The sequence below is a fragment of the Micromonospora sp. WMMA1363 genome, from assembly GCF_030345795.1.
In the GTDB taxonomy this organism is placed as follows: domain Bacteria; phylum Actinomycetota; class Actinomycetes; order Mycobacteriales; family Micromonosporaceae; genus Micromonospora.
In genome coordinates, this window is record NZ_JAUALB010000009.1 from 1 (window position 1) to 4105 (window position 4105).

General features: G+C 74.1%; 4 pseudogenes. 2 read left to right on the forward strand and 2 right to left on the reverse strand.

Annotated features, from left to right (window positions below):
- Window positions 1-356 precede the first annotated feature (356 nt).
- Window positions 357-1880, reverse strand: a pseudogene (locus QTQ03_RS28865) (FAD-dependent oxidoreductase).
- A 20-nt stretch (window positions 1881-1900) separates the two neighbouring features.
- A pseudogene (locus tag QTQ03_RS28870) lies at window positions 1901-2055 on the reverse strand (MSMEG_6728 family protein); the annotation flags it as partial.
- Between QTQ03_RS28870 and QTQ03_RS28875 the strand changes: the two are divergent.
- Both QTQ03_RS28875 and QTQ03_RS28880 read left to right on the forward strand, forming a co-directional pair.
- Window positions 2050-2207 (forward strand): annotated as a pseudogene (locus tag QTQ03_RS28875) (MSMEG_6728 family protein); the annotation flags it as partial. The pseudogenes QTQ03_RS28870 and QTQ03_RS28875 overlap by 6 nt on opposite strands.
- 20 nt (window positions 2208-2227) lie before the next feature.
- A pseudogene (locus tag QTQ03_RS28880) lies at window positions 2228-3748 on the forward strand (FAD-dependent oxidoreductase).
- Window positions 3749-4105: the final 357 nt, after the last annotated feature.

Below are 4105 nucleotides of genomic sequence, written 5' to 3' on the forward strand. Positions count from 1 at the left end.
GAATCTCCCTCCTCACTGACGGTCCCCGGGCGGCACGAGCCCGCCCGATCCTGCTGCGGCAGACGGGCGGCTCGACGTGGTACGCGTCAGTCGGGCCGGTCACCCCCACCGGCGTGGCAACCGTCGCCGGGCAGCACCGACGACACACGGCCTACGTGCGACATCGACATGAACAGCTCCCGCGGCGGTGGTTGACCTTGCGCGATCACGTAGGGGTGGGCGGTGCGGTGCGGCAACGCATTTCGATCCCGCCGATGGCCGAGCGTGGGCCTCGCCCCCGGCGGTCGACGACGATGCCCACCCGCGGCGCTCGGCACGGCCCGCGGGGCAGTGGCGCCCGCCGGCGAAGCGCCCGGTCAGCCCCGCCCGGCGAGCAGGCCGTGCGGGCGGATCGAGCGCACCGGCTCGGCCGCCCCGCCCTCCGCGCGCAGGATGTGGTTCGCGGCGATGACGCCGGTGGCGGCGGAGCGCTCCATCAGGGCGCTCGGGAAGTCGGTGCGGATCCCGTCGCCGGCCAGTACAGGCCGTCGGCGTCGGTGCGGACGCCGGGCCGCCACCGATGGCTGCCGGGCGTGAAGGCTGGTGCCCGCGCCTCCACCCGGCCCGCAGCACGCGTACCCGCAGCCGGGACGCCTCCGGCCACAGCGTGGACAGCTCGGCCCACATCCGCGCCGCCAGCTCGGCGGCGGGAACGCCCGGATCGCAGGCGTACGCGTGCAACTCCACCACGGAACCCCCGGTGCGTTCCGCCCAACGGCGGGACTCGTTCTCCAGCCGGTGATAGAGCGTCACCGAGTCCAGGTTCGGCTGCCGGGACACCCCGCTGAACACCGCCCGGTCCGGGTCCACGTCCCCGTCGCACCAGTGGCGCGCCACCGCGTACGGCGGGCCGGCCGGCCGAAGGCGGGCACCCGCGCCACCAGCTCGGGAGCGGCCCCGGCGAGCGTCGGGGAGGCGGTGACCAGCGCGGCGAGTGCCGGCGGGTCGAGGGCGAGTACGACGTGCCGGGCGTCGTACCCCCCGCCGGCGGTCGCCACCCGCCAGCCGCCGGCGACACGGTGCAGGGTGGTGACCGCGGTACCGGTGACGACCCGGCCGCCGTGCTTCTCGACGTGCCGGGCGAGCGGCTGCCAGATCGCGGTGGCATAGTCCTCGTCGGGGCAGTCGAACGCCAGCCCTTCCGGATTGCCGAGCAGGTAGAAGTGGAACTGGGCGATCATCTCGGCGGCCGACATCTCCGCCTCGTGGTTGAAGAACGAGTGGGAGAAGACCTCGAACAGCATCGCCCGCGCCCGGTCCGGCAGCCGCAGCGAGGTGAGCAACTCGTCGGCGGTGGTGTGGTCGAACTGGGCGTAGGTGCGGACCGGGTGGTAGCGCAGCAGCGGCAACGCGGCGTCCCGGTCCATGCTCCGCAGGTCGGTCAGGCGCAGGCTGGGACTGCGCAGCAGCAGGGTGAGCAGGTTCGCCGGGGGAGCGGGGGGCAGCCTGCCGAACTCCTCGACGGGCCACCGCGCGGACAGGATCGGGTAGCCCGGGACCGGCTTGAGGAAGCCCAGGGTGGGGTCGGCCCGGCGGAGGATCGACCGCCAGTTGTAGTACTGCCGGAAGAACGCGTGGAAACCGTGTTCGTTCATCTGGGTGCCGTCGGGCAGCAGCTCCGGCCAGCCGCCGAGCCGGCCGCCGAGGGTGGGTGCCGCCTCCAGGACCGTGACGGCCACGCCGCGTTCGGCGAGCACCACCGCCGCTGACATACCGGCGATCCCGCCGCCGACCACCACGGCCGGGACCGGGTGCGGCACGCGCGGGGCGCCACCGCCGCCGGGGTCGACCACGTGCTCGCGTACGCCGATGAGCCGACCCACCACGTGCGACAGCGTCATGGCCTCATCCTGCCCTTCCCTCAGCCCAGGCAGCGGCGTTCACGGTCGGAGGCGGGCCAGACGTACTCCAGGTCGAGTGGAACGTCGTCGCCGAAGAACGGGCGGTAGTGCTCCGGGTCCTTGCGCAGCAGGACGAGCGGTGACTGCGGTGCAGATCCGCCCGGCCCAGCCAGGGCTGGCTGGGCGGGCGGATCTGCACCGCAGTCACCGCTCGTCCTGCTGCGCAAGGACCCGGAGCACTACCGCCCGTTCTTCGGCGACGACGTTCCACTCGACCTGGAGTACGTCTGGCCCGCCTCCGACCGTGAACGCCGCTGCCTGGGCTGAGGGAAGGGCAGGATGAGGCCATGACGCTGTCGCACGTGGTGGGTCGGCTCATCGGCGTACGCGAGCACGTGGTCGACCCGGCGGCGGTGGCGCCCCGCGCGTGCCGCACCCGGTCCCGGCCGTGGTGGTCGGCGGCGGGATCGCCGGTATGTCAGCGGCGGTGGTGCTCGCCGAACGCGGCGTGGCCGTCACGGTCCTGGAGGCGGCACCCACCCTCGGCGGCCGGCTCGGCGGCTGGCCGGAGCTGCTGCCCGACGGCACCCAGATGAACGAACACGGTTTCCACGCGTTCTTCCGGCAGTACTACAACTGGCGGTCGATCCTCCGCCGGGCCGACCCCACCCTGGGCTTCCTCAAGCCGGTCCCGGCTACCCGATCCTGTCCGCGCGGTGGCCCGTCGAGGAGTTCGGCAGGCTGCCCCCCGCTCCCCCGGCGAACCTGCTCACCCTGCTGCTGCGCAGTCCCAGCCTGCGCCTGACCGACCTGCGGAGCATGGACCGGGACGCCGCGTTGCCGCTGCTGCGCTACCACCCGGTCCGCACCTACGCCCAGTTCGACCACACCACCGCCGACGAGTTGCTCACCTCGCTGCGGCTGCCGGACCGGGCGCGGGCGATGCTGTTCGAGGTCTTCTCCCACTCGTTCTTCAACCACGAGGCGGAGATGTCGGCCGCCGAGATGATCGCCCAGTTCCACTTCTACCTGCTCGGCAATCCGGAAGGGCTGGCGTTCGACTGCCCGACGAGGACTATGCCACCGCGATCTGGCAGCCGCTCGCCCGGCACGTCGAGAAGCACGGCGGCCGGGTCGTCACCGGTACCGCGGTCACCACCCTGCACCGTGTCGCCGGCGGCTGGCGGGTGGCGACCGCCGGCGGGGGGTACGACGCCCGGCACGTCGTACTCGCCCTCGACCCGCCGGCACTCGCCGCGCTGGTCACCGCCTCCCCGACGCTCGCCGGGGCCGCTCCCGAGCTGGTGGCGCGGGTGCCCGCCTTCGGCCGGCCCGGCCCGCCGTACGCGGTGGCGCGCCACTGGTGCGACGGGGACGTGGACCCGGACCGGGCGGTGTTCAGCGGGGTGTCCCGGCAGCCGAACCTGGACTCGGTGACGCTCTATCACCGGCTGGAGAACGAGTCCCGCCGTTGGGCGGAACGCACCGGGGTTCCGTGGTGGAGTTGCACGCGTACGCCTGCGATCCGGGCGTTCCCGCCGCCGAGCTGGCGGCGCGGATGTGGGCCGAGCTGTCCACGCTGTGGCCGGAGGCGTCCCGGCTGCGGGTACGCGTGCTGCGGGCCCGGGGAGGCGCGGGCACCAGCCTTCACGCCCGGCAGCCATCGGTGGCGGCCCGGCGTCCGCACCGACGCCGACGGCCTGTACCTGGCCGGCGACGGGATCCGCACCGACTTCCCGAGCGCCCTGATGGAGCGCTCCGCCGCCACCGGCGTCATCGCCGCGAACCACATCCTGCGCGCGGAGGGCGGGGCGGCCGAGCCGGTGCGCTCGATCCGCCCGCACGGCCTGCTCGCCGGGCGGGGCTGACCGGGCGCTTCGCCCGGCGGGCGCCACTGCCCCGCGGGCCGTGCCGAGCGCCGCGGGTGGGCATCGTCGTCGACCGCCGGGGGCGAGGCCCACGCTCGGCCATCGGCGGGATCGAAATGCGTTGCCGCACCGCACCGCCCACCCCTACCGTGATCGCGCAAGGTCAACCACCGCCGCGGGAGCTGTTCATGTCGATGTCGCACGTAGGCCGTGTGTCGTCGGTGCTGCCCGGCGACGGTTGCCACGCCGTTGGGGTTGACGGCCCGACTGACGCGTACCACGTCGAGCCGCCCGTCTGCCGCAGCAGGATCGGGCGGGCTCGTGCCGCCCGGGGACCGTCAGTGAGGAGGGAGATTC